Origin of the sequence: Pseudomonas lijiangensis (assembly GCF_018968705.1) — a bacterium.
Classification (GTDB): Bacteria; Pseudomonadota; Gammaproteobacteria; order Pseudomonadales; family Pseudomonadaceae; genus Aquipseudomonas; species Aquipseudomonas lijiangensis.
Genome location: NZ_CP076668.1, coordinates 3806172 through 3826358 on the forward strand (window position 1 = coordinate 3806172; position 20187 = coordinate 3826358).

A 20187-nucleotide genomic window follows, 5' to 3' on the forward strand; every position below is an offset into this window, starting at 1 on the left:
TGTGAACAAGTGACTACGATGAAAAACCCGGAATCCGATAACGCCCCCCACTCCCTTCAGCGCCGCCGTGTTCTGCTGGGGCTGGGTGCCGCCGGTGCCGCACTGGCAGGCAGCAGCCTGAGCGGCAACGCCCTGGCCGCCGCCACCGCCCAGGTCACCGAAGCACCCAACAGCGACAAGACCCAGGACCACAATGCGTTCCATGGCATCCACCAGAGCGGCATCGTCAACCCGCGTCCGGCTGCGGGCATGATGGTCGCCTTCGATGTGCTGGCTGCCGACCGTGAAGACCTGGAGCGCATGTTCCGCACCCTCAACGAGCGCATCGCCTTCCTGATGACCGGCGGTCCGGTGGCTGAGGTCGATCCGAAACTGCCGCCGCTGGACTCGGGCATCCTTGGCCCGGTGGTCACACCCGACAACCTGACCATCACCGTGTCGGTGGGCGAGTCGCTGTTCGACGAGCGCTTTGGCCTGACTGCCGTCAAACCCAAGCGCCTGAGCCGCATGACGGGTTTCCCCAACGATGCGCTGGAAGCCAGCAGTTGCCACGGCGACTTGAGCATCCAGTTCTGCTCCAACACCCCGGACACCAACATTCACGCCCTGCGCGATATCGTCAAGAACCTGCCGGACCTGCTGCTGGTGCGCTGGAAGCAGGAAGGCACGGTGCCGGCCCAGGCCCCCAGGAAGCCGGGACAGCCTGCGGAAAGTGCGCGCAACTTCCTGGGTTTCCGTGACGGCTCGGCCAACCCGGATTCCAACAACCAGAAGACCATGAACGAGCTGGTCTGGGTCCAGCCCGGCAGCGACGAACCCGCCTGGGCCGCCAACGGCAGCTATCAGGCGGTGCGGATCATCCGCAACTTCGTCGAGCGCTGGGACCGCACGCCCTTGCAGGAACAGGAATCCATCTTTGGCCGCACCAAGAGCACCGGCGCGCCCATGGACGGCAAAGTGGAAAGCGATGTGCCGAATTATGCCGCCGACCCCCATGGCAAGAAGACCCGCATGGACTCGCACATTCGCCTGGCCAACCCGCGCACGCCGGAAACCCAGCGCAACCTGATCCTGCGTCGTCCGTTCAACTACTCCAACGGCGTCAACAAGAACGGCCAGCTCGACATGGGTCTGCTGTTCATCTGCTACCAGAGCGATCTGGAAAAAGGCTTCATCACCGTGCAGACCCGCCTCAACGGCGAGCCGCTGGAGGAATACCTCAAGCCGTTCGGCGGTGGCTATTTCTTCACCCTGCCGGGCGTGACCAGCGACAAGGATTTTATCGGCCGCTCATTGCTGGCCGCCGCAGCAACTGCCAAAACCGCATGACCTTCAATCACCTGACCCGGAAGACAACCATGAAAAAAACGCCTCTGGCCTTGCTGCTGACCCTTGGACTGCTTCAGACCCCACTGGCCGCGTTCGCTGCCACGGCGCCGCTGGACCTGGTCGGCCCGGTTTCGGACTACAAAATCTACGTCACCGAAAACATCGATGAGCTGGTCAGCCACACCAAAGAGTTCACCGATGCGGTCAAGAAAGGCGACATCGCCACGGCCAAGAAGCTGTACGCGCCGACGCGGGTCTACTACGAATCGGTAGAGCCGATTGCCGAGCTGTTCAGTGACCTGGATGCGTCCATCGACTCACGTGTGGACGATCACGAGCAAGGTGTCGAAGCCGAAGACTTCACCGGTTTCCATCGTCTGGAATATGCCCTGTTCTCGAAGAACACCACCCAGGATCAGGGCCCGATTGCCGACAAGCTGATGGCCGACGTGAACGACCTGCAAGCCCGCGTGGCCGACCTGACCTTCCCGCCCGAGAAAGTCGTCGGTGGCGCTGCTGCCCTGCTGGAAGAAGTCGCCGCCACCAAAGTTTCCGGCGAAGAGGACCGCTACAGCCATACCGACCTGTATGACTTCCAGGGCAACATCGACGGCGCGAAGAAAATCGTCGACCTGTTCCGTCCGCAGATCGAGAAACAGGACAAGGCCTTCGCCACCAAGGTCGACAAGAACTTCGCCACCGTGGACAAGATCCTGGCCAAGTACAAGACCAGGGATGGCGGCTTCGAAACTTACGACAAAGTGAAGGAAAACGACCGCAAGGCCCTGGTCGGCCCGGTCAATACACTGGCCGAAGACCTGTCCACCTTGCGCGGGAAACTGGGGTTGAATTAACTCTTGGCCTTGTTCGCGGATGAATCCGCTCCCACAGGGATTTGTGTCATCCCGTGGGAGCGGATTTATCCGCGAAAACCCCAGCACCTCATCAAATCCCGCTGAACCAGTTATACCCCTGATCCTCCCAATACCCGCCCGGATTTTCGTTGCTCACGAATATCTCGACGATATGCTTGGGGTTCTTGAAGCCCAGCTTGGTGGGTACCCGTACCCGCAGCGGGTAGCCGTAATCAGGCGGCAAGGCGACATCGCCGAAGTCCAGGGCCAGCAAGGTCTGTGGATGCAGGGCCGTGGGCATGTCCAGGCTTGAGTAGTAGCGGTCGGCGCATTTGAACCCGACGAAACGCGCCGTGGTGTCCGCACCGATATATTCCAGAAAGGTCTTGAGCGGCACACCGCCCCACTGCCCTATTGCGCTCCAGCCTTCGATGCAGATCAACCGCGTGATATCCGTGCGCTGCGGCAACTTGCGCAAGGCTTCGAGGGTCCATGACTGCTTGTCGCGCACCAGCCCCGAAACCGCCAGCCGATAGTCGGACAGCTCAACTTCGGGCACGTTGTATTCCGGGTAGAACGCATTGAACGGGAACGGGTTGGTGATCTGCGCCTTGCTGTAGGTCGGTGCCAGTTTCTGGCCACTGAACAGCCAGGCCTGAACCCGGTCGTTCCAGCGCGACATGGCCCACAGCGCTCGGTCCACCTGATCGCCGTCCTGCAGATTACAGCCGGTCAGCATCGACATGGCACCCACGGTCAGCCCGGCACGCAGGAACGAGCGGCGCTGGATATCCACCAGTTGCTGTTGTTGTGCAGGCTCCAGACGGATGCGCTGGGTGATGCGTTTACGAGGTTCATTCATGGCCGGGGTTTCCGTGTTCAGCCGGCAGACGCCCGCCAGTAATCATGGGCAACAAGGTGCGCGGGACCAGCACGACCAGTGCCAGGTGAACGATGACAAATGCGCCGATGGCCGACATCGCGCCGAAATGCACCCAGCGGGCAGCGTCGTAGCCGCCCATCAGGCTGGCCAGTTCCTGAAACTGCACCGGTTTCCACATCGCCAGCCCGGACAGCACGATCAATACGCCCATGGCCAGCACCAGCCAGTACATCAGGCGCTGGACGGCGTTGTAACGCCCCTTGATATGGGCCAGACGAAAGCGCAAGGCATCGACGATATCGCGCTTCACCTCGGCAGGACGTACCGGCAGCAGGTCGCGCTTGAAGTGGCGACTGAACACGCCATACAGCACATAAACCAGGCCATTGATCACCAGCAGCCACATCACTGCAAAGTGCCAGGCAATCGAACCGCCCAGCCAGCCGCCAAGGGTGAGCGATTTGGGAAAGGTAAAAGCCATCAGCGGCGCAGCGTTGTAAATCCCCCAACCGCTCATGAACATGCAGACCATGCCCACCGCATTGACCCAATGGGTCAGCCGCACCGGCCAGGGATGAATGGGACGGGTTTTCATGATTGTTCTCTCAGAAGTTAACCGAGCGCGGGCTGATTTCAAAAAGCAGGTGGCTGGGCCACAGTCCGTGGGAGGGGCCTTGGCCGCGACAGCTTCAGTTCAGGCGCTGAAAATGTGTTGCCTGTAAGCAGGTCGTCGCGGCCAAGGCCCCTCCCACAAGTGACTTCATATGCCTTGACTGATCGGCACTCACTCCATGTATCAATCACATCGGCGGTGTATACCCATCCTTGCCAACCGCAATCCCACGAGCAGACTTGCCGTCATCGGCGGGGAACAGCACGATCTTCGCGCCTGCTTTCAACTCACTGCGCTGGCCCGGTTCGACATAGGCAATCGGCACATCTTCAGGCACCACCAATTGTTTCTCGCCGCCCTTGTAGAGCACGCTCAAGGTGCGGCCATTGGCTTTGGACAAAGTGCCCACCGTACCGTTGGTCATGGTGCCGGTGCTGCCATCGGCGTTTTCCCAACCATAGTGGCCTTCGCCGCTACCTTTGAGGCTGGCTTCGAACACAGTGACTTCCAGCGCCTTGAGCGTACCGTCAGCCTGGGGAATGGCTGCCGAGCCGACAAAGCTTTCCGGCTTGATGGTGTCCAGATCGGCCTTGGAAACCAGGCGGATGCCGGTCTTTTCGGTCAGTTGAATGCTCTGGTGCTGGCCGGCACGGGTCGTGAAGTTCAAGGTGTCGGCCTGCAGGCTCTCGACCGTGCCACGCATCGGTTTGACCACCGGCAGATCAGCGGCCTGGGTCATGACGGCGGCACTGAGCAACAACAGGCCGAAGGTAGTGGAAAGCGCAGTCTTCATCGGTTATTCCCTGACAGATTGAATGAAGCGCCATCATTGCTCCGCTACCGGTACTGCAAAATGACCTGCCAATGACATTTTTGTCATTCACGAAACCGGCTGTTCAATGACAAAAATGTAACCGACTTGCCGCTGGCAACTGGTTAGACTGCCGACACCGGCGCGACTCAAGGCGCCTGCCAGAGTGTAGCCAGCATCACGATGCATATCCTGCTGATTGAAGACGACACCAAGACCGGCGAGTACCTGAAAAAGGGCCTCGGCGAATCCGGCTATCAGGTCGACTGGGCTCAACACGGTGCCGACGGCCTGCACATGGCCCTGGAAAACCGCTACGACCTGATCGTGCTGGACGTGATGCTGCCCGGCATCGATGGCTGGCAGATCATCGAGGTGCTGCGCGCCAAACAGGATGTGCCGGTGCTGTTTCTCACCGCACGGGATCAGTTGCAGGACCGGATTCGCGGCCTGGAACTGGGTGCCGACGACTATCTGGTCAAACCCTTCTCTTTCACCGAATTGCTGCTGCGCATCCGTACCATCCTGCGTCGTGGCGTGGTGCGTGAAGCCGATCATTTCCATCTGGCCGATCTGGAGCTGGACCTGCTGCGCCGCCGCGTCACCCGCCAGCAGCAGGTCATCGTCCTGACCAACAAGGAATTCGCCCTGCTGCATCTGTTGTTGCGCCGCGAGGGCGATGTGCTGTCACGGGCACAGATCGCCTCCGAAGTCTGGGACATGAATTTCGACAGCGACACCAATGTGGTGGATGTGGCCATCAAGCGCCTGCGCAGCAAAGTGGACCTGCCCTACCCGATCAAGCTTATCCATACCGTGCGCGGCATCGGTTACGTCTGCGAGGTACGGCCATGCACCCCGGACGCCAGCCATCCCTGACCCTGCGCTCGACCCTGGCTTTTGCGCTGGTGGCGATGTTCACCGTGGGCGGTGCGGGGCTTTATCTGTATGAGGCGATGAAACAGAGCGTCCTGCAGCGTAGCGACCATGCGGTACTCGCCCGGCTGGATCATTTTCGCAAACTGCTGCGCTATGACCTGACTCTGGACAACCTCAAGGCCAGCCCGCAGTTGTTCGAGAACATGCTCGACAGCGAAGAAGACATTTTCATCATTGGCGAACCGGGCAAGCCGCCGGTGATTGCCGTGAACCCGCAACGCGCTCCTCTGCCGGAACTGCCAACGGTCGCTCAGGACCAGCCCCTGAGTGCCAGCGACATGCGCAGCGGCATGAGCCTGCAAGGTGTGCCGCTGCGAGCGGCAGCATCCCTGGCGATGTCCAATGGCGTGGAATTGCGCTTGCAGGCCGCGCACCTGATGGTCAAGGAAATGGCCATGCTCGCCAGTTTCCGCGAACGCATCTATGCCGCCATGACGCTGACCTTTGTGCTGACGGCCTTGCTGGGGTATGTGCTGTTGCGACGCGGCTTGCGCCCGCTACGCCAGATGGCAGCCCATGCGGCCGGTATCTCCCCGACCAGCCTGCATGACCGCCTCGATACCCGCAACACGCCGGTGGAACTGCAACAACTGAGCGACGCCTTCAACGCCATGCTCGACCGGCTGGATGACGGCTATCAGCGCCTGACGCAGTTTTCTGCCGATCTGGCCCATGAAATCCGTACACCGGTGGGCTCGTTGATGGGGCATTGTCAGGTCGCATTGCGCCAGACTCGTAGCGTCGATGACTATCAGGCCTTGCTGGCTTCCAACCTCGAAGAACTGGAGCGGATTTCACGGCTGGTGGAAAGCATTCTGTTCCTGGCTCGTGCCGACGAGGCCCAGGCGGTTCTGGAACCTCAGCCGCTGCAATTGCAGGACGAACTGCAACGAGTGACGGGCTATTTCGAAGGGCTGGCCGAAGAGCGGCAACTGGAGCTGCATGCCAGTGGCCAGGGCAAGCTGGACGCCGACCCGATCCTGCTGCGCCGAGCCTTGAGCAATCTGGTCGCCAACGCCATTCGCTATGCCGACGAAGGCAGCCGGATTCTGGTAAGGGTCGTGTCTCTCAAGCATGAACAACGAATCGAAGTGGAAAACGAAGGGCCCGTGCTGCCCGCTGCAACCCTGGACCGGCTGTTCGACCGCTTCTACCGTGGCGACTCCTCGCGCCACGAAAGCTCCGACTCCAACGGCCTGGGGCTGGCCATCGTGGCGGCGATCATGCACTTGCATGGTGGTCGCGTCGAAGTGGCACAGCCTCAGGCCGGAAGGATCTGCTTCAGCCTGGTATTTATCGGTTAAGCCTTCTTGTCGTGGGCAATGGTCAACTTGTAGAAAGTCGCCGCGCCCCCTTCGTTGGTGTACCCGGTGTTGTCCTGGGTATAGACCCCGGCCTTGAAGTAAAACAGTTTGGTGCTCCAGGCCGAGTCCAGGCTGGCGTTCCAGATATGGTCGTAGGCATTGACCGTGAGACTCCCGGCGGGCGTCAGATGGATGCTGTAGCTGAAGCGCTCGTTGAGCGGAACACCCTGGGCAACCATGATCACTTCGATTTCCGCATCCGGGCTGCGACGAAACTTGGCGACGATATTGCCGGTCTGCAGTTTTTCCTTGTACTGATACTCGACCTTGAGCAACGGCTCGGTGCTGCCATAGCAGTGGATCTGACCAATCACGATCTTGCCGCTGGAAGGCACCTGGTTGACGGTCAGCGACGCCCGCAGAAAATTGTCCGCACTCGAGTAAGCCCAGTTGTGGGCTCGACCATCCGCCGTGGTCTCGCGCAGCTCGGTACGTGGGTACTTGGCATTTTCCGTGGTGGAGCCGGTGACCGGTGCCCAGAAAAACAGGGTATTTCCGGAACGGAAATATCCATCCTCATAGCCACCCATGAGTTTCGGGGTGTCGATGGTAGTGGCTGGTGTTCCGACAGGTACGGAAAGATTCCAGGTGGCGAGGTCGATCATGGGGTTGCTCGCAAGGTGCGCCTTGGCACCGGCAGGATGGCTCTGGAACGGGCGTTTAGCACCCGTTGGATTCGTCCTGACTATCGGCTGAATCGTTTATTTTTTAAACACCACCCAACGGCATATTGGCGTCAAAAGAAAGTCGCAAAACACCCAAAGCCACTACTTTGATGCCATTTGTATCGAAAGTTTGACAAGTGGACTTTTTGTTCTAAGCGGTGATTTATTTGGAAAAAGTCAAGAACCGGGTGCGTCATTTTTTTGAATGGCGATCGCCGAAATGAGCGTTTTTTGCGGAAAATTGCCGACAGACGGTAGCAATTATTTTCAATATTCGAGGCACTTTTCAAACCAGAGACTGTCCTGACGACCGTTCATCGCCCTTTCACCCACACTGTGGGAGGGGCCTTGGCCGCGACTTCAAAGCTTTCAGGCGCTGAAAATGTATTGCCTGTAAGCAAGTCGTCGCGGCCAAGGCCCCTCCCACAAGTGACTTCATATGCCGCATTACTCCTGCAAAGGGAGCGTTACGCAGGAGAAAGGACAGGTTCCGGCAGGCGAATGAACACGGTATAGGTCGCGCCTTCCATTTCCTCGAAGGCAATCAGCTTCTCGACCAGAAGCTCACTGAGCACCTTGCCGGCATTGAGCAGCAGCATGCCGTTATCGGCGTTGAGGTTACGGGCCAGCACCATGCCCGCACTCAACTCACGAGGTTTCATGGCCTTGACCAGCGGGTCGCCCAGAGTGATATCGGAGCGGTAGACCGCGCAGGCCTTGATGAATCCTTCAAGCAGGCAAGGGTCGTACCAGCGCCCGCTGTACTGGCGAATAAACACCAGCGCTTCGTCGCTGTTCATGCGCCGCTGAAGAATCAGGCCATGCTGCAACTCGATGAAGTCCACCGCCAGCTTGAGCAGACGCGAACCGAAAGGAATCGCCTCGCCCTTGAGCCGGTCCGGGAACCCCGTCCCGTCCCAGTGTTCCTGATGGTGCAGGATCAAGCGGGCTGCATCGCGCATGGGGTCCAGGGTCATGAGCAATGATTCGCTCTGCTTCGGATAGTCCCGATAGCGTTCACGTTCGGTGTGGGACAACTGGTCGACAGGCGAAACGATCATGTTGTCGCTCCAGCCGAGCTTGCCGATATTGTGCAACGCGGCCGCCATGCACAGGTCGCGGCGGCTGGCTTCATCCAGCCCGTTAACCTGACAGTAAGTGCGCACCAGATCGATGACCTGCCGGTTGGTCTGCTTGTCCGCAGGCAGGCGCTGATTGACCAGCAACGAAAAGAGCTCGGTGCTGGTGGCATAGCTGTGCTTGAGTTCGTCGTAGGCCAGGTCGAGCATGTCGGCGGTCTGCTGCACCTCGGATGTGCGCGCCAGCACGCGCTTCTCCAGGGTGGCATTGAGCAGTTGCAGCGCTTCGTTCTGATCGTGGGTCAGTTGTTCGAGACGTTGCCGCTCGCGCTCGGAATGCTGATGGGCCAGGGACTGGCGCAAGGTCAGCAGCATGTCCTCGTCATTCCAGGGCTTGCTGATGTAGCGATGAATGCCGCCTTCGTTGATGGCCTTGACGATCATGTCCAGGTCCGCATAACCGGTCAGCAACAGACGCATGGTAGAAGGGTAAAGCTCATGGATGCGGGCCAGCAACGTGGAGCCATCCATGTGCGGCATGCGCGCGTCGCTCATCACAAGGTCGATGGGGTGTTGCGCCATGATGTTCAGGGCTTCTTCGCCGCTGTTGGCGCAGTGAATGGTGTACCCCTGGGTTCGCAGCAGACGGCGCAGGCTGCTGAGAATCAGCTCTTCGTCGTCGACCAGAAGCACGTTCGGTTTGAATGCACCGGCAGAAACAGACTTGTCGTCCATCGCGAGTACCTCGCTTGGCGGTAGGGGCACATTTGTTCTTGTGAAGTGCCAGATCATCATGCGCTTGGATCTTGTCTTGAGCATAGCGGGCGATTGAAAAATAGTGGCACTTTGCAATTATTTCCGATGAAAGCTCACCCGCAGCGCTATGCTCAAGTCAGTCAGGGACGCTTCCTGTCATCCACTCGACCGTTGCCGCAGGTGTGCCATGAAAATCCTGTCCAACCGACGCATTCTCCTGATCGATGGCACCCCCGCCACTCACGAAGACTTTCGCAAGGCGCTGGTGCCCGACAGCAGCGGCCAGGCTGATCTTTACCTGATCGAAGCGGCCCTGTTCGGCAATGACATGCCGATCATCACCCACCACTACCTGCTCGATTGTGTGTACGACGCGCCAGACGGCCTGCTCAGGGCGCAGCAGGCGCTGGATGACGACGAGCCTTACGCGCTGGCCTTTGTCGACATGCATCTGGCGGAAGATGCGCGGGTCATCGAAAAACTCTGGCAGATCGACCCGCGCCTGCAAGTGGTGATCTGTACCGCGCAGTCCGACTATTCGTGGGAAACCCTGATCGATCGCCTGCAAGGTCATGAGCGGCTGCTGACCCGCAAGAAACCCTTCAATGACATTGAAGTGCAGCAACTGGCCAATGTGCTCACCACCAAATGGGAAATGACCGAGCTGGCATCGGTGCAGATGGACCGGCTCGAACAACTGGTGGAACAGCGCACCGAAGAACTGACCCGCACCAGTGAAGAACTGCAACATCAGATCGACGAGCGCAAACACCTGGAAAGCCAGTTGGTGCAATCGGAAAAACTGGCTTCGCTGGGGCAACTGGCGGCCGGTGTGGCCCATGAAATCAATAATCCCATCGGTTTCATCTCGTCCAACCTCGGCACCCTGGAAAACTATTTCGCCCAGGTGAAGGAAATGCTGCTGGCCTACCGGGAGGTCGAGCAAACACTGCCACAAGGACCGGAACGGGATCGACTGGCCGAACTGCGCGAGCGCATAGAGCTGGATTACCTGATCGATGACATTCCGGTGCTGATCAGTGAATCCAAGGAAGGCATCGACCGCGCCGGGAAGATCGTCAAGGATCTCAAGGCCTTTTCCCGGGTCGACAGCAACGAGCAATGGCAGTGGGCCGATCTGCATCTGGGCATCGACTCGACGCTCAACATCGCCGCCAACGAAATCAAGTACAAGGCCGATGTGATCAAGGAATACGGCGACCTGCCGCAGATCGAGTGCCTGCCCTCGCAGATCAATCAGGTGGTCATGAACCTGGTGGTCAACGCGGCACAGGCTATCGGCAGCGAGCGCGGGCAGATCGTCATTCGCACCGGCCAGGAAGACGACACTGTCTGGCTGGAGGTGGCCGACAACGGTTCGGGCATGGAGCCGCAGGTCATGCAGCGCATCTTCGACCCCTTCTTCACCACCAAGCCCGTGGGCAAAGGCACCGGGCTTGGCCTGTCGCTTTCATATGGCATTGTCAAAAAGCATGGCGGCAGCATTGGCGTTTCAAGCCAGGTGGGGATCGGCACCACCTTCAAGGTGGTACTGCCGATTCATCAAGTCAAAACCGGCAATTGACGCACGGTGCCACGACCCTCGGGAAATTTACGGTTGACGGAAAGACTTTGTTACAGGATATTATTAGTTAGCAAGCTATTAATATCCTCACTAACAATATCGTCCCTAACTAAATTTCCGGTCACCCATGTCACTCGATTCACTTCACAGGGCCATCAGCAGCGGTATGGTCGCCGCCTCCCGCCAATGGCGGCGTATCTGCCATGCCACGCTGTCCACTTATGGCATCTCCGAAGCCTGCGCAGGTCCGCTGCTGGCCATTGCGCGCCTGGGCGACGGCGTGCATCAGGTGAAAGTGGCCCAGGCCGCCGGTATGGAAAGCCCGACCCTGGTGCGTCTGCTGGATCAGTTGTGCGCATCCGGCATCGTCTGCCGCACCGAAGACCCCAACGACCGCCGCGCCAAGGCCTTGAGCCTGACCGAAGACGGCCGCAGGCTGGCCGGTGCGATCGAACAGGAACTGACTCGCCTGCGCGCCGACGTGCTCAAGGGCATCGACACTGCCGACCTCGAAGCCACCTTGCGCGTATTCAAGGCCTTCGCCGATGCGGCTCACCCTGACAGCGCAGGTCAGTCGTGAACGGTTTCTTCGCCGGCTTCCCTCCAGCCCGTGACTGGTTCTATGGCGTACGCACTTTCGCCGCGGCCATGCTGGCGCTGTATATCGCGCTGCTCATGGAAATGCCGCGACCTTACTGGGCCATGGCGACGGTCTATATCGTTTCCAGCCCGTTCGTTGGCCCCACCAGTTCCAAGGCCCTGTATCGCGCCCTGGGCACACTGGCCGGTGCCGCCGCCTCGGTATTGCTGGTGCCGATCTTCGTGCAGACGCCTTTGCTGCTGGCGATTGTGATCGGCCTGTGGACCGGCACGCTGCTGTTTCTTTCCCTGCACCTGCGCACCGCCAACAGCTACGCGCTGATGCTGGCCGGCTACACCATGCCGCTGATTTCCCTGCCGGTGGTGGACAACCCGCAGGCGGTCTTCGAGATTGCCGTGTCGCGCACCGAAGAGATTTTCCTGGGCATCATCTGTGCTGCCGTGGTGGGTGCCATGTTCTGGCCGCGTCGCCTGAAGCCGGTGTTCCAGAGCACCACAGAACAATGGTTTCGCGACGCCAGCGCCTACAGCGAACGGTTCCTGGGCCGCAGTGCCCAGGCCGAAGAAGTCGGCGCACTGCGCAATTCCATGGTCGGCAGCTTCAACTCGCTGGAACTGCTCATCAGCCAGTTGAGCCATGAAGGCACCCGCAAGCAGACCGTGCGCCACGCCATGGAACTGCGTGGACGCATGATTCACCTGCTGCCGGTAATCGATGCCCTGGACGACGCGCTCTGGGCACTGGAGCGCCGCACGCCGGAACTGCTGGCCAGCCTCTCGCCGCTGCTGGTGGAAACCCGCAACTGGCTGGACAACACCGCCCAAGGCCCGCAGCGGGAACAATGGCAAGTGCTGCACCACGAGCTGGAGCGCCTGCAACCCGACGCCGCGCAACTGGATGAGCGGGAACAACTGCTGCTTTCCAATGCGCTGTTCCGACTGGGTGAATGGATCGACCTGTGGCTGGACTGCCGCACCTTGCAGTACGCCATCGATACCGACGATCAAACGCCCTGGCGCGCCGTCTACCGGCACTGGCGTCTGGGTCGGCTTACGCCGTTTCTGGATCGCGGCCTGATGCTGTATTCGGTGACTTCGACGGTGCTGGCAATTATCGCCGCTTCGATACTGTGGATCCTGCTGGGCTGGAAAGACGGCGCCAGCGCCGTGGCCCTGGCCGCGGTGTCCTGCAGCTTCTTTGCCGCCATGGACGACCCGGCACCGCAGATCTACCGGTTCTTTTTCTGGACACTGATGTCGGTGGTGTTCGCCAGCCTGTACCTGTTCGTAGTGCTGCCCAACCTGCATGATTTCCCGATGCTGGTGCTGGCCTTTGCGGTGCCCTTCATTTGCGTCGGCACGCTGACAGTGCAGCCGCGTTTCTTCCTCGGCACGCTGCTGACCATCGTCAACACCTCGTCCTTCATCAGCATCCAGAGCGCTTATGACGCCGACTTCCTGAACTTCCTCAACGCCAATCTGGCGGGCCCGGCCGGGCTGTTGTTCGCCTTTATCTGGACGCTGGTGTTCCGCCCTTTCGGCGTCGAGCTGGCCCTCAAACGCCTGATCCGCTTCAGTTGGCGCGACATCGTGAGCCTGAGCAAACCGGCCACCCTGGCCGAGCACCGGCACATGGGCGTGCAGATGCTCGACCGTCTGATGCAGCAACTGCCGCGCCTGACCATCACCGCCCAGGATACGGGCATTGCCCTGCGCGAACTGCGGGTCGCCCTCAACATGCTCGATCTGCGGGCTTATACGCCGCGAGCCCCACTCGCTGCCCAAAGCTTGCTCAATCAGGTGGTGGATGAAGTCGGCAGCTACTTCAAGGCCTGCATCAAGGCCGATGAACGCCTGCCTGCGCCCAAAGGGCTGCTGATGACCATGGACCGGGCGCGTCGCTCGCTCACCGCTCAATCGATGGGCCAGGACCAAGCACGCATTCACTTGCTGCATGCCCTGAGCGGCCTGCGTCTGGCACTGTTGCCGGGAGTCGAGATCGTCAGCGTTGCCGGGGAAACCACTGAACAACCGCCCTATGGCATCGATGGAGCGCCTTCATGATTGGTGATCTGGATATCAGCGGCATTTTCGTGCCCACCTTTCTGGCGATCATGGGCATCGCCTACCTGCTGTTTCTGGGGCTGCACGCCGTCTTGTCGCGCGCCCACTTCTACCGCCTGGTGTGGCACCGGGCTTTGTTCAACGTAGGTCTATACGCTTTGTTGCTCGGCGCCGTGGATACTCTCAGTCGATACCTGATGACATGAAAAAACCATTACTGACATTGGGCCGCGTGGTCCTGACTCTGCTCGTTGTGCTGCTGGCTTCCGTCGTCGTCTGGCGCATGGTGATGTACTACATGTATGCGCCCTGGACCCGGGACGGTCATATCCGCGCCGACATCGTGCAGATCGCTCCGGACGTTTCCGGCCTGATCCAGAAAGTCGACGTGGGCGACAACCAGCAGGTCAGCAAGGGCCAAGTGTTGTTCACCATCGATCAGGACCGCTTCCAGCTGGCCTTGCGTCAGGCTCAGGCAACGGTTGCCGAACGCCAGGAAATCTGGGAACAGGCGCGGCGCGAGAACAAGCGCAACAAGGGCCTGGGCAATCTGGTGGCCCGCGAGCAACTGGAAGAGAGCCAGTCCCGTGAAGCCCGCGCCCTGTCGGCCCTCAATGAAGCCCGAGTGGCTGTGGACGCTGCGCAACTGAATCTGGATCGTTCGGTGATCCGCAGCCCCGTGGACGGCTACCTCAACGACCGTGCGCCGCGCCCCCATGAATTCGTGTCGGCAGGCCGCGCCGTGTTGTCGGTAGTGGATACGGCGTCCTTCCACATCGATGGCTACTTCGAAGAAACCAAGCTCGATGGCATTCATATCGGCCAGGGCGTGGACATCCGCGTGGTCGGCGACAACGCGCGCCTGACCGGCCATGTGGTGAGCATCGTCGCCGGTATCGAAGACCGCGACCGCACCAGCGGCTCGAACCTGCTGCCCAACGTCAACCCGGCGTTCAGTTGGGTGCGACTGGCACAGCGCATCCCGGTGCGTATCGCCTTTGACGAAGTACCTGCGGACTTCCGCATGATCGCCGGGCGCACGGCGACAGTCTCGATCATCGACGACCGTCAGGGAGCGGCACAATGAAACACGCCACGCACATGGCCACGCTGGGTTTGGGGCTGCTGCTGTCGGCCTGCCAGATGGTAGGGCCTGATTATGAACTGCCCAAGGACAGCGCCATCAATCGCCCGGACCTGCAAGGCGAACTGGCGGGCCAGTCCGTCAATACCGTTTCGGCACCGGTGCCGGAACACTGGTGGCGTCTGTATCAGGACCCGCGACTCGATGAGCTGGTGCAACAGGCCATGGCCTCCAACACCGACCTGCGAATCGCCGCCGCCAACCTGCAACGCGCCCGCTACCAGACCGCCGAAGCCCAGGCCGCTGGCGGTTTCACCAACAGCGCCAAAGTGGGTGCCCAACGCCTGCAGGAATCGGGAGAAGCCTTTCTGCTGGCCGATAAAGTGCCGGTGGCCAATGTCGGCGATGTGGGGCTGACCACGTCCTATCAGTTCGACCTGTTCGGCACCTTGCAGCGCGGCATTGAAGCAGCCCAGGCCAATGTCGATGCCAGCCAGGCCGCAGCGGATACAGCGCGCATTACTCTGGTCGCCGATGTGGTGCGGGCCTATACGCAGGTCTGCGCCGCCAATGAAGAGTTGCACATCGCTCAGGAGTCGCTGGACCTGCAACAACAGAGCGTGACCCTCAACCAGCGCCTGCGCGATGCCGGGCGCGGGGATGAAACCCAGGTCACCCGCTCACAAACCCAGTTCAAATCCCTGCGCGCCGAACTGCCCCGCTATCAGGCCTTGCGTCAGGCCGGGCTGTTCCGCCTGTCGATGCTGCTGGCCCGGCCCGTGGACCAACTGCCCGCTGGCGTCAGTACCTGCAACGAGCTGCCGCATATCGCGCAAGTCATGCCCGTGGGCGATGGCGCCGCCCTGCTCAAGCGCCGCCCGGATGTGCGCCAGGCCGAACGTCATCTGGCCATGGCCACCGCGCAGATCGGCGTCGCCACAGGCGAGCTGTACCCGGACATCAGCATCGGCGCAACCGTGGGCAGCATCGGCATCCTCGAAAACCTCGGCAAACCGGCAGCCAACCGCTGGGGCTTCGGCCCGCTGCTGAACTGGACCGTGCCGTCCAACGGCTCACGGGCACGCATCCACCAGGCCGAAGCCTCGACCCAGGCCGCGCTGGCGCGCTTCGATGGCGTGGTCCTCAACGCCATCCGCGAAACCCAGACCGGTCTGGCGCAATACACCGCCCTGCTGGACCGACGCGATGCCCTGAAAGAAGCCGAGCAGTCGGCCCAGGAAGCCGCAGAACAGACCCACCGCTTCTACAAGGCCGGCCGCGCCTCGTTCCTGGCGGATCTGCAGGCGACACGCACCTACACCGACGTGCGCGCGCAGATGGCAGCGGCCAATACCCAGGTGGCCATGGGACAGATCGATCTGTTTCTGGCACTGGGTGGGGGTTGGGAACAGGAAAAAAGCAGCCCTCGACAGACTCCTTGAGTTCAACTCATAAGGGGGCAACCAAAGCCCCCTCAAGCCTTGCCCGGATTCAGACAGTGCAACGACTTATTGTATTGAAAATGACAAATATCAATACGATATCCGCCCCACCGAAAATTGGCGTCAAATATTATCAATATATTCAGCCAGTTCTCGCCCGCCCCCAGTAAGTGACCACCGTTCTTGAAGCGCCCTATTGATCACCGCCCGAAAACAGGGCGGCACGCATCGACTGGCCGACAACGATGCCCTGTTTCAGCCCGCACTCTATTTAACTGTTTTTTTGTGCTTGCTAGCAGATTTCAATAATGCTATTAAATAGCTGCGCCATTATTTGGCCACCACCAAACTATAATCAAGGATGACGGCCATGCATGGCGCACTTCTCTTCCACTAGACCTCCATTCGAGTGTATCGACTTTGTAAGTTGACGATAACACTGTCTTACAGCGTTATAAGGCATTGCCCTGCACGCCAGATAACAAACAGATAGAAAGCTGACTTGATGTTATTCAAGTCTTTTTTGTTGCGCCTGCACTTATTACCCATAAACCAACACGTCTTACTGACTTAATCAACCCGAGGAAAATATCATGAGCTGGCCAGGCAAAGGTGTCGATTATTATGCCTACGTGGAAACCAACGAATTCACTACCCTTTTCCAACAACCCACCGATTGGGGTGATAAAAAGGCCTCCTATCAACTTGATACACCGAACACGATGCAACATGGCAATCTTCAAATCTCGGAAAACGATATCGGTTATCTCTCGCACACCGGACGCTATAGCTGGCAACTTTCAAAGAACCAGCAACCTATAGCGGACCGGTATGCAGATATTGCCCCGTTTACCGGAAACCTTGGCGATACCACCCTGGGCAACATGCTGCAGACCCCTTCCCTGTTCGGGCAGGGCTGGGCGGTTTCCTATGGTTTTTACGACAGCGGAAGCGGCAGCGGCGGTCTTACCAACCAGGACCAGTCTTATGTATACGCCACAGGCGACATGTCAGGCTGGATGGGAGATCTCGCCAACAGCATGGGAGCGGCACTGACGGAAAAGCCGTTTTCCACCTTTGCATTGCCGGGTGCCCATGATGCCGGCATGTTTGATCCGACCCTCCTCACAAACCTGTTGAACAAGGCTGAGTTCCTGGCCGCCCTCACAGGCGTATTTGGCTCTGCCATCGCGCTTCTGGCCAAACCCATTGCCTTGCGCGCAATCATCAACCTGGCGTTTACCCAGAAAGACAACATCACTGCACAGCTCAACCTGGGGACCCGCTACTTCGACTTCCGTCCGGGATATTGCTATCAGAACATTACGGACGGCATCTATCACCAGCACAACCTGATTCCAGGCTATTCGTATCAGAGCTTCCTGGAAGACATTCTGAGCTGGCTGGATCATCATCCGACGGAAATTGTCATCATCAGCCCGAACTTCCAGGGTTTCGCGCAAGATGCGATGAAACCGGCACCCGATGTACTCGACGGGATGCTCAATACTGCACTGGCCAACACCCAGACACAGGGCAAGATCGTGCCCGGTTACAAAGGCGATCTTGCCTCGAGTTATACAAAGCTGCTCTCGCAATCGAAACGCCTGATCCTGCTACCGCAGACCGACTCGACTGAAGATGCCTCCAAGTACGATTCCTACAACGGCAGTTACACCACAACAGACGTCAGCAACATACTGGCTGCACTAAATGGCATGAACGCCTCCACTCAAGCCAAAAACGACTACACCGTGCTGCAACTTCAAGGAACAGCCAGTGGAGTGGACGGGGCAGCCGGTCCCGCCATTGTGACCCTGAGCGATGCCTCTTCTCCGTTGATGTCAACCAAGCCGGGATTCGACTTCCATACCTATCCGTGGCTGGTCGAGAACGTCGCCAGCAATCTGAGCGCATCGGGACTTGTCGTCTTTCTCAACGACTTCTGTGACAACGCCCTGGCTTCCATTGCGAAACAGATCACACAGGCCAGAGCCGGGAAACTCTAGTTATCCGTACACTCAATCATTTGTAACAAGCCTGATAATAACAGCCAACTCTTGCATGTAAGGGAAGTACCAGCATGGGAACAAAACACAACGCGACCATTTTCATCACCAATGACACGGGCGGAAATGCTGACATTATTCTGTTCCACACAGACTCGAACGACCACAGACAGTCTGGGCAATGGTCTGCACAACCGGGACAAACTGTCGGCCCACTGGAAGTTACTTTTGAAACAGGTCTGGATGTCATTGATGTTCTGGATTACTGGTCCGTCATGGTCAACGTCAGGGATGGTAAATCGCCGGGTCACTACGCCAATACAGGCACAGAGGCAAATAATTACAAGAAGGAATGCCAACTACAAAGCAAGGATGTAGGGCAAACCACTACTTTCTCCGTGAGCACCACGAAGTTCAATATTACATTGAAATCAGGTGGATGCAGTGATGGTATGAAAAAGCTGGCACCCGCTGCCACTGCCCCCATCACCCACGTATTTGTCGTCATGCTGGAGAACCATTCGTTCGACAATATATTCGCCATGTCCGGGATTCCGGGCATAACGGCAGCCACGACCAATGACTCGAACACTTACAAGGACGATGTCTATAAAGTTCAGGCAAGTGCTCCCGTGAGCATGCCAACGGATCCGGGGCACGAGTTCAATGATGTGCTGGAACAACTGACCGGGGGGACCAACTTCGTCAAAGGTCAACCTTACCCCACCATCAATAACTCTGGATTCGCCTCCAGTTACGCGACATCGATAACAGAGTTCCCCTACACACCACCCTCCAGCGAACAAATCATCGACGTCATGTCGTGTTTCGACACACCGACTCAATTGCCTGTCATCTATAACCTGGCGACAGAGTTCGCTATATGCGATCACTGGCACTCTTCCATTCCAGGGCCGACATGGCCGAACCGCTTCTTCGTTCACGGCGCTTCGTCGGCCGGTTTCGACGACAGCCCGAAAAATGAGCAGATGTTCGCCTGGGAAACAACCGATGGATTCGTCTACCCCAACGGCTCCATTTTCCAACGGCTCAAAGATGCCAACATCCAATACAGGATCTACAACGACTCCCAGGTTCAGCCAAAAACCTATCTGAGCCTGTACAGCGATCAGCCTGAACGAGGAACACCATTGGGTGCGGTCCCACAGGTTGCGGCCCTTAAAGGTCTGTCAGTGTTTGATATTGAATCCCTGCAGCACTTTGCGAACGACCTGCAACAACCCTACCCGTTTTCTTACACCTTCATAGAGCCTCATTACGGGAATGCCGGCAATGATTATGCGGGCGGCTCATCACAGCACCCGATGGATGACGTCTATGGTGGAGAGCACTTGCTGCAGGCCGTCTATGCCGCTATCCGCAACTCGCCTTACTGGAACACCAGTCTATTGATCGTCACTTACGACGAACATGGCGGTCTCTATGACTCGGTCACGCCAGGAACAATAACTGCACCGGGTGATAAATTTCCCGCTGGCAACAACACCCATGGTTTCGACTTCACGACAGCAGGCGTTCGAGTGCCAGCCATCGTGGCATCCCCGCTGATTCCCAAAGGCACGGTGGACTCGACGCTGTACGACCATGCTTCGGTTCCTGCGCTGCTGGAAAATCTCTGGGGCTTGAAGCCTTTGACGCAGCGAGATGCCAATGCCAATACCCCGCTGCATCTGCTCTCGCTGACCACTCCACGCGATACACCCAGCGCACTGGCCGATCCGAAGGCAGCAGTGACAAAAACCAAGGCTACACCGAGCGAAACCGAGAATGCTGCAAAACTGGCCAACCCCGTTCCCGTTTCCGGGAATCTGGCGGGCACCCTGGCCATTCTTCGCAAAATGGACGCAGAGTTGTCAGCAGGCAAACCTGCCGGATTGCTTCCCGAGCAAAACCTGGCTGGCATCGGACTGCTTGCTGCCACAGGCCAGGTCGCCACCGTCCAGACACTGGATGACGCAGAGCAATATGCCCAAGAGGTTCTGGAAAAAGCACACCAGGCCAGAGTCCAGAGAAAGCTCGCAGACGCTGACAAGAGTTAATCCGAAACGGCTGACGCTTGCGTACGGGTTACGCAAGCGTCAAAAGAAAA

The 20187-nt window shown here is 58.8% G+C and carries 17 protein-coding genes; 12 read left to right on the forward strand and 5 right to left on the reverse strand.

Annotated features, from left to right (window positions below; all coding sequences use genetic code 11):
• The first annotated feature begins 18 nt into the window (after positions 1-18).
• Entirely contained in the window at positions 19-1329 is a 1311-nt protein-coding gene (gene efeB / locus KQP88_RS15605) for an iron uptake transporter deferrochelatase/peroxidase subunit (RefSeq protein ID WP_122321818.1), read from the forward strand.
• Between the two features lie 29 nt (positions 1330-1358).
• On the forward strand, positions 1359-2183 hold the full coding sequence (gene efeO, locus KQP88_RS15610) for an iron uptake system protein EfeO (RefSeq protein ID WP_216703548.1): 825 nt from the start codon (positions 1359-1361) through the stop codon (positions 2181-2183).
• Positions 2184-2274: 91 nt separating this feature from the next.
• Here efeO and KQP88_RS15615 read toward each other — a convergent pair whose 3' ends face one another.
• The 3 genes from KQP88_RS15615 to KQP88_RS15625 all read right to left on the reverse strand — a co-directional run bounded on the left by KQP88_RS15615 (position 2275) and on the right by KQP88_RS15625 (position 4472).
• Positions 2275-3045: a molybdopterin-dependent oxidoreductase gene (locus KQP88_RS15615; protein WP_216703549.1), complete on the reverse strand. Its 771-nt coding sequence runs from the start codon at positions 3043-3045 to the stop codon at positions 2275-2277.
• Positions 3038-3661: a cytochrome b/b6 domain-containing protein gene (locus KQP88_RS15620; protein ID WP_216703550.1), complete on the reverse strand. Its 624-nt coding sequence runs from the start codon at positions 3659-3661 to the stop codon at positions 3038-3040. Before KQP88_RS15620 ends, KQP88_RS15615 begins: the two co-directional genes overlap by 8 nt.
• A gap of 205 nt (positions 3662-3866) precedes the next feature.
• Entirely contained in the window at positions 3867-4472 is a 606-nt protein-coding gene (locus KQP88_RS15625) for a hypothetical protein (RefSeq protein ID WP_025260836.1), read from the reverse strand.
• A 201-nt stretch (positions 4473-4673) separates the two neighbouring features.
• Between KQP88_RS15625 and KQP88_RS15630 the strand changes: the two genes are divergently transcribed.
• Positions 4674-5369: a heavy metal response regulator transcription factor gene (locus KQP88_RS15630; protein WP_025260837.1), complete on the forward strand. Its 696-nt coding sequence runs from the start codon at positions 4674-4676 to the stop codon at positions 5367-5369.
• Positions 5342-6733: a heavy metal sensor histidine kinase gene (locus KQP88_RS15635; protein ID WP_216703551.1), complete on the forward strand. Its 1392-nt coding sequence runs from the start codon at positions 5342-5344 to the stop codon at positions 6731-6733. Before KQP88_RS15630 ends, KQP88_RS15635 begins: the two co-directional genes overlap by 28 nt.
• Here the strand turns inward: KQP88_RS15635 and KQP88_RS15640 are convergent.
• Both KQP88_RS15640 and KQP88_RS15645 read right to left on the reverse strand, forming a co-directional pair.
• The gene (locus KQP88_RS15640) at positions 6730-7398 is read right to left on the reverse strand and encodes a polysaccharide lyase family 7 protein (RefSeq protein WP_200993316.1); all 669 of its coding nucleotides are present in this window, start codon (positions 7396-7398) and stop codon (positions 6730-6732) included. The genes KQP88_RS15635 and KQP88_RS15640 overlap by 4 nt on opposite strands.
• 527 nt (positions 7399-7925) lie before the next feature.
• On the reverse strand, positions 7926-9272 hold the full coding sequence (locus KQP88_RS15645; protein WP_216703552.1) for an HD domain-containing phosphohydrolase: 1347 nt from the start codon (positions 9270-9272) through the stop codon (positions 7926-7928).
• Between the two features lie 208 nt (positions 9273-9480).
• Here KQP88_RS15645 and KQP88_RS15650 point away from each other — a divergent pair, with 208 nt between their 5' ends.
• The 8 genes from KQP88_RS15650 to KQP88_RS15685 all read left to right on the forward strand — a co-directional run bounded on the left by KQP88_RS15650 (position 9481) and on the right by KQP88_RS15685 (position 20137).
• The gene (locus KQP88_RS15650; protein ID WP_216703553.1) at positions 9481-10878 is read left to right on the forward strand and encodes an ATP-binding protein; all 1398 of its coding nucleotides are present in this window, start codon (positions 9481-9483) and stop codon (positions 10876-10878) included.
• A gap of 127 nt (positions 10879-11005) precedes the next feature.
• Positions 11006-11458 carry a MarR family winged helix-turn-helix transcriptional regulator gene (locus KQP88_RS15655; protein ID WP_216703554.1) on the forward strand — a complete coding sequence of 151 codons (453 nt, stop codon included), beginning with the start codon at positions 11006-11008 and terminating at the stop codon, positions 11456-11458.
• Complete coding sequence (locus tag KQP88_RS15660) at positions 11455-13542, forward strand: FUSC family protein (protein ID WP_216703555.1); 2088 nt, start codon at positions 11455-11457, stop codon at positions 13540-13542. The genes KQP88_RS15655 and KQP88_RS15660 overlap by 4 nt, the downstream gene beginning before the upstream one ends.
• Positions 13539-13748 carry a DUF1656 domain-containing protein gene (locus KQP88_RS15665; protein ID WP_025260844.1) on the forward strand — a complete coding sequence of 70 codons (210 nt, stop codon included), beginning with the start codon at positions 13539-13541 and terminating at the stop codon, positions 13746-13748. Before KQP88_RS15660 ends, KQP88_RS15665 begins: the two co-directional genes overlap by 4 nt.
• Positions 13745-14629 (forward strand): efflux RND transporter periplasmic adaptor subunit, encoded by an 885-nt coding sequence (locus tag KQP88_RS15670; protein ID WP_216703556.1) that lies wholly within the window; start codon positions 13745-13747, stop codon positions 14627-14629. The genes KQP88_RS15665 and KQP88_RS15670 overlap by 4 nt, the downstream gene beginning before the upstream one ends.
• The gene (locus KQP88_RS15675; RefSeq protein ID WP_216703557.1) at positions 14626-16068 is read left to right on the forward strand and encodes an efflux transporter outer membrane subunit; all 1443 of its coding nucleotides are present in this window, start codon (positions 14626-14628) and stop codon (positions 16066-16068) included. The genes KQP88_RS15670 and KQP88_RS15675 overlap by 4 nt, the downstream gene beginning before the upstream one ends.
• Positions 16069-16661: 593 nt before the next feature.
• Entirely contained in the window at positions 16662-18077 is a 1416-nt protein-coding gene (locus KQP88_RS15680) for a PI-PLC domain-containing protein (RefSeq protein WP_216703558.1), read from the forward strand.
• A 74-nt stretch (positions 18078-18151) separates the two neighbouring features.
• Positions 18152-20137 (forward strand): alkaline phosphatase family protein, encoded by a 1986-nt coding sequence (locus KQP88_RS15685; protein ID WP_216703559.1) that lies wholly within the window; start codon positions 18152-18154, stop codon positions 20135-20137.
• Positions 20138-20187 lie beyond the last annotated feature (50 nt).

What these genes read in the sequence shown, in the direction of transcription:
- efeB (WP_122321818.1), top strand. Translation starts at nt 19, where the DNA reads ATGAAAAACCCGGAATCCGATAACGCCCCCCACTCCCTTCAGCGCCGC.
- efeO (WP_216703548.1), top strand. Translation starts at nt 1,359, where the DNA reads ATGAAAAAAACGCCTCTGGCCTTGCTGCTGACCCTTGGACTGCTTCAG.
- KQP88_RS15615 (WP_216703549.1), bottom strand. Translation starts at nt 3,045, where the DNA reads ATGAATGAACCTCGTAAACGCATCACCCAGCGCATCCGTCTGGAGCCT.
- KQP88_RS15620 (WP_216703550.1), bottom strand. Translation starts at nt 3,661, where the DNA reads ATGAAAACCCGTCCCATTCATCCCTGGCCGGTGCGGCTGACCCATTGG.
- KQP88_RS15625 (WP_025260836.1), bottom strand. Translation starts at nt 4,472, where the DNA reads ATGAAGACTGCGCTTTCCACTACCTTCGGCCTGTTGTTGCTCAGTGCC.
- KQP88_RS15630 (WP_025260837.1), top strand. Translation starts at nt 4,674, where the DNA reads ATGCATATCCTGCTGATTGAAGACGACACCAAGACCGGCGAGTACCTG.
- KQP88_RS15635 (WP_216703551.1), top strand. Translation starts at nt 5,342, where the DNA reads ATGCACCCCGGACGCCAGCCATCCCTGACCCTGCGCTCGACCCTGGCT.
- KQP88_RS15640 (WP_200993316.1), bottom strand. Translation starts at nt 7,398, where the DNA reads ATGATCGACCTCGCCACCTGGAATCTTTCCGTACCTGTCGGAACACCA.
- KQP88_RS15645 (WP_216703552.1), bottom strand. Translation starts at nt 9,272, where the DNA reads ATGGACGACAAGTCTGTTTCTGCCGGTGCATTCAAACCGAACGTGCTT.
- KQP88_RS15650 (WP_216703553.1), top strand. Translation starts at nt 9,481, where the DNA reads ATGAAAATCCTGTCCAACCGACGCATTCTCCTGATCGATGGCACCCCC.
- KQP88_RS15655 (WP_216703554.1), top strand. Translation starts at nt 11,006, where the DNA reads ATGTCACTCGATTCACTTCACAGGGCCATCAGCAGCGGTATGGTCGCC.
- KQP88_RS15665 (WP_025260844.1), top strand. Translation starts at nt 13,539, where the DNA reads ATGATTGGTGATCTGGATATCAGCGGCATTTTCGTGCCCACCTTTCTG.
- KQP88_RS15670 (WP_216703556.1), top strand. Translation starts at nt 13,745, where the DNA reads ATGAAAAAACCATTACTGACATTGGGCCGCGTGGTCCTGACTCTGCTC.
- KQP88_RS15675 (WP_216703557.1), top strand. Translation starts at nt 14,626, where the DNA reads ATGAAACACGCCACGCACATGGCCACGCTGGGTTTGGGGCTGCTGCTG.
- KQP88_RS15680 (WP_216703558.1), top strand. Translation starts at nt 16,662, where the DNA reads ATGAGCTGGCCAGGCAAAGGTGTCGATTATTATGCCTACGTGGAAACC.
- KQP88_RS15685 (WP_216703559.1), top strand. Translation starts at nt 18,152, where the DNA reads ATGGGAACAAAACACAACGCGACCATTTTCATCACCAATGACACGGGC.